This is a genomic window from Bradyrhizobium sp. PRIMUS42, assembly GCF_023006515.1.
Classification (GTDB): Bacteria; Pseudomonadota; Alphaproteobacteria; order Rhizobiales; family Xanthobacteraceae; genus Bradyrhizobium.
The window spans coordinates 1-3,344 of sequence record NZ_JALBGZ010000684.1; the positions used below are offsets into that span (position 1 = coordinate 1).

The 3,344-nt window shown below is 63.5% G+C and carries 3 protein-coding genes and 1 pseudogene; 2 read left to right on the top strand and 2 right to left on the bottom strand.

All coding sequences use genetic code 11. From position 1 onward, the window contains the following. Positions 1 to 370 precede the first annotated feature (370 nt). Together MOV75_RS31830 and MOV75_RS31835 are read left to right on the top strand one after the other, a co-directional pair. Positions 371 to 1,771: a selenium-binding family protein gene (locus MOV75_RS31830; protein WP_246931328.1), complete on the top strand. Its 1,401-nt coding sequence runs from the start codon at positions 371 to 373 to the stop codon at positions 1,769 to 1,771. Positions 1,772 to 1,854: 83 nt separating this feature from the next. Next, a complete protein-coding gene (locus MOV75_RS31835; protein WP_246931327.1) occupies positions 1,855 to 2,442 on the top strand; it encodes a hypothetical protein in 588 nt (195 codons plus the stop codon). A gap of 3 nt (positions 2,443 to 2,445) precedes the next feature. Here the strand turns inward: MOV75_RS31835 and MOV75_RS31840 are convergent, their stop codons facing one another. Further along, positions 2,446 to 3,150: a DUF1045 domain-containing protein gene (locus tag MOV75_RS31840; protein WP_246931326.1), complete on the bottom strand. Its 705-nt coding sequence runs from the start codon at positions 3,148 to 3,150 to the stop codon at positions 2,446 to 2,448. Between the two features lie 18 nt (positions 3,151 to 3,168). Continuing rightward, positions 3,169 to 3,344, bottom strand: a pseudogene (locus tag MOV75_RS31845) (alpha-D-ribose 1-methylphosphonate 5-triphosphate diphosphatase); the annotation flags it as partial.

Below are 3,344 nucleotides of genomic sequence, written 5' to 3' on the forward strand. Positions count from 1 at the left end.
CCCGGTCTGCCGCCAGGCCACGCCTTGACGGACGCGAGCACGGCGTCATCATGGCAGGCGCAGGCGATCCGTACGGCTCAAAACACCGCCGCCATTTAATGGTTGCTACGAGGGCTGCGGGTGGAGGAAGTCGCGCGGATATACTCAACCGTCGTCCCGGATAAGCTCCGCGAAGCGGAGCGCTGATCCGCATTTCGGCCGAAGGCGTCGAATTAGCGCGGCCCTAGCCGTTTCCCGCAGCTCCGCGATGGCATATTGTACGCTCGCCAACCGGCCCTGCGGAGGATGCCAAGACATCGCGTAATACCTCTTCTTTTGCCGTTATCCCGAGCCAGGTTGGAGCGAACCGACAGAACAGGGAGGCAGTGCCATGACGATGAGGCCCGATCCCACCTTCCACGCATCGCCCAAGCTTGCGATGGAGGCGCCCGCGGAGAACTTTGCATACACGTTGCTGCTCAGTCCGGATTTCTCGAAACCGGATGCCCTTGCGGTCATCGACGTCAAGCCGGGATCGCCGACCTACAGTCAGATCGTCCACACCGTGACGATGCCCAACAAGGGCGATGAGTTTCATCATTTCGGCTGGAATGCCTGCTCCTCCGCCTTGTCGCCGCTTGCGGGACACGCCTTCATCGAGCGGCGCTATCTCATCATCCCCGGGATACGCTCGTCGCGGATCTACATCATCGATACCAAGCCCGATCCGACCCAGGCCAAGATCCACAAGATCATCGAGCCCGAGGAAATCTTCAAGAAGACCGGCTACTCGCGGCCGCATACCATCCATTGCGGGCCGGACGGCATCTATGTGAGCACGCTGGGCGGCGGCGGCAAGGACGGCACCAACGGGCCTCCAGGCGTCTTCATCATGGATTGCGAGACGTTCGAGGTCCTTGGACGATGGGAGATCGACCGCGGTCCGCAGACGCTGCATTATGACTTCTGGTGGAACCTGCCGCGCGATTACATGGTGACGAGCGAATGGGCGTTGCCGCCGCAGTTCGAGAACGGGATCGTCCCGGAAGACCTGCTGTCGAACAAATATGGCCATCGTCTCCACTTCTGGGATCTGCGCGCACGTCGCAACGTCCAGACCATCGATCTCGGCGCCAACCATCAGATGGCGCTGGAGGTGCGGCCGGCGCACGATCCGGTTCGCGAATACGGCTTCGTTGGCGTTGTGGTCGACACCACCAACCTCGAAGCATCGATCTGGACATGGTGGCGCGAAGGCGGGAAATTCCATGCGGAGAAGACGGCGACGATCCCGCCCGAGCCCGCGCCGAAGGAGAAGCTCCCGCCGCTGCTGCAGGGCTTTGGTGCCGTGCCGCCGCTGGTGACCGACATCGACCTGTCGATGGATGACCGGTTCCTCTATGTCTCGTGCTGGGGCACGGGTGAAATGCGGCAGTACGACGTCAGTGATCCGCGCAAGCCGAAGCTTGCGGGCTCGGTTCACATCGGCGGCATTGCACGCCGTACGGCGCATCCGAATGGCAAGGCCTTTGCGGCCGGCCCGCAAATGGTCGAGATCAGCCGCGATGGCCGGCGCGTGTACTGGACCAATTCGCTCTATTCCACCTGGGACGACCAGTTCTATCCCGACGGGGTTCCGGGCGTGGAGGTCATGGCCAATGTCGGTCGCAACGGCGGCCTCGAGCTCGACAAGGACTACTTCGTGAGCTTCCCCGACGGATATCGCGCGCACCAGATCAGGCTCGAGGGCGGCGATTGTTCGACAGACTCGTTTTGCTACCCGTCGGTCTAGACGGGGGGCACGCGAGTCCGGCGCTTGGCTGGCTCTGGTTCGCTCTTGTTGCGAGCGGTCTCTACCACGGGGTCAATCCGGGGATGGGATGGCCGCTCGCCGTTTCGGCCGGGCTGATGGACAAGAGCCCACGCGCGCTCTTCCGCGCGTTGTGGGCACTGTCGGCCGGGCATCTTCTGGCGACGCTTCTCGTGGTGCTGCCATTCGCATTCCTGCTCGTGCTGGCCGAGTGGCAGCGTTCGATCCAGATCAGTGCGAGCCTTCTCGTCATCGCCTTCGGTGCCTATCGGTTGACCGCGCGGCGCCATCCCCGCGCGCTGGCACGAATTCCGCCGACGCAATTGGCACTCTGGTCGTTTGCCGTTGCCATTGCTCACGGCGCCGCATTGATGCTCGTGCCGATCTATCTCGGGCTCTGCCAGGCCTTGGCGCTCGATCCCGGCCATGGGGCGGCAGAGGCGCTAATGAAGGCGAATCTCGGGATGGCGGTGCTGGTGTCCTTCGTGCACGTGATCGCCATGGTCAGCGCCGGCGGATGTCTGGCGTGGCTGGTCTACCGCCATCTGGGATTGAAGTTCGTTTCGCGAAGCTGGTTCAATCTGGATGCGGTTTGGGCGACCAGCCTCGTTCTGGTCGGCGCGGTGGCGCTCGCATTCAATCTTGCGAGCTGACAGTCAATCCTGCCGCGCCAACGCCCACTCACCGATGATGCGGAAGCGAGCTTTCGCATCGTCCTGCTTGAATAGGGAGAGGCGATCGATCGCCAACGTGCCGAGACGAAGCGTCGCAAACCGCGTTCGCAACATCTCCAGGATTGCTCCACGGCGTTCTGAATCCAGCCGACCGGTGAGCGTCATGTGGAAGCGGTATTCTTCCATCACGTAAGGGTAGCCCCAGCGATCGAGATAGTCGCGCTGCCGCTCGCTCAGCTTCTCGGGTCTCCGCCGTGCACGGTCTTCCGCCGTGAGCTGGGCCCGGAACGAATCGAACTCGCGGACGCAATCGGCGGCGAGCTCTTGCAGCGCATCGACCGGCTCGGCCGGAATGACGGCAATGAAGCCGCTGATGGCATCGACGACCGGACGGATCGTTGGGATCAGTCGCGCCTTGCCGGCGAACATCGCGCAGGCGGCCATCAGCTCGGCATCAGTCCTTCCAGGCGCAAGCGCCATCGGCGCCTTCAGCGTGGCGTGAAAGCCGTATTTGCGGGGATCGGCGCTGACGTCGCGCCAATCAGGCACGACCTCCAACGCCTCGCGCGGAAACGGTAGCTCGTCGCCGGTGTAGGCATCGTAGCCGAGCAGCTCCGCGCCGAAACGCGAGAGCGCGCTGTCGCTGCCTGCGGCAAAATAGATCGCGTAACGGGGAAAACCTGTCATCGCCCGAGCATAGCCGGTTTAAGCCGCGACGACAGCCTCGCGCGGCGTCGATGCCGCTGCGAGCAGTCGTGTCGCATCCGTGAGATGGACGAGCTTGCCGCCCGCGATCACCGCAATCAGCCGCGGCCTCAGCTTCACGCCGTCATCGACCAGGAGAATGTCGGCGCGGCGGCCTTCGGCAAGCACGCCGCGAT

Bases quoted from the DNA above. Each gene is read 5' to 3' on its own strand.
- MOV75_RS31830 (WP_246931328.1), top strand. From the start codon at position 371: ATGACGATGAGGCCCGATCCCACCTTCCACGCATCGCCCAAGCTTGCG.
- MOV75_RS31840 (WP_246931326.1), bottom strand. From the start codon at position 3,150: ATGACAGGTTTTCCCCGTTACGCGATCTATTTTGCCGCAGGCAGCGAC.
- MOV75_RS31835 (WP_246931327.1), top strand. From the start codon at position 1,855: ATGGGATGGCCGCTCGCCGTTTCGGCCGGGCTGATGGACAAGAGCCCA.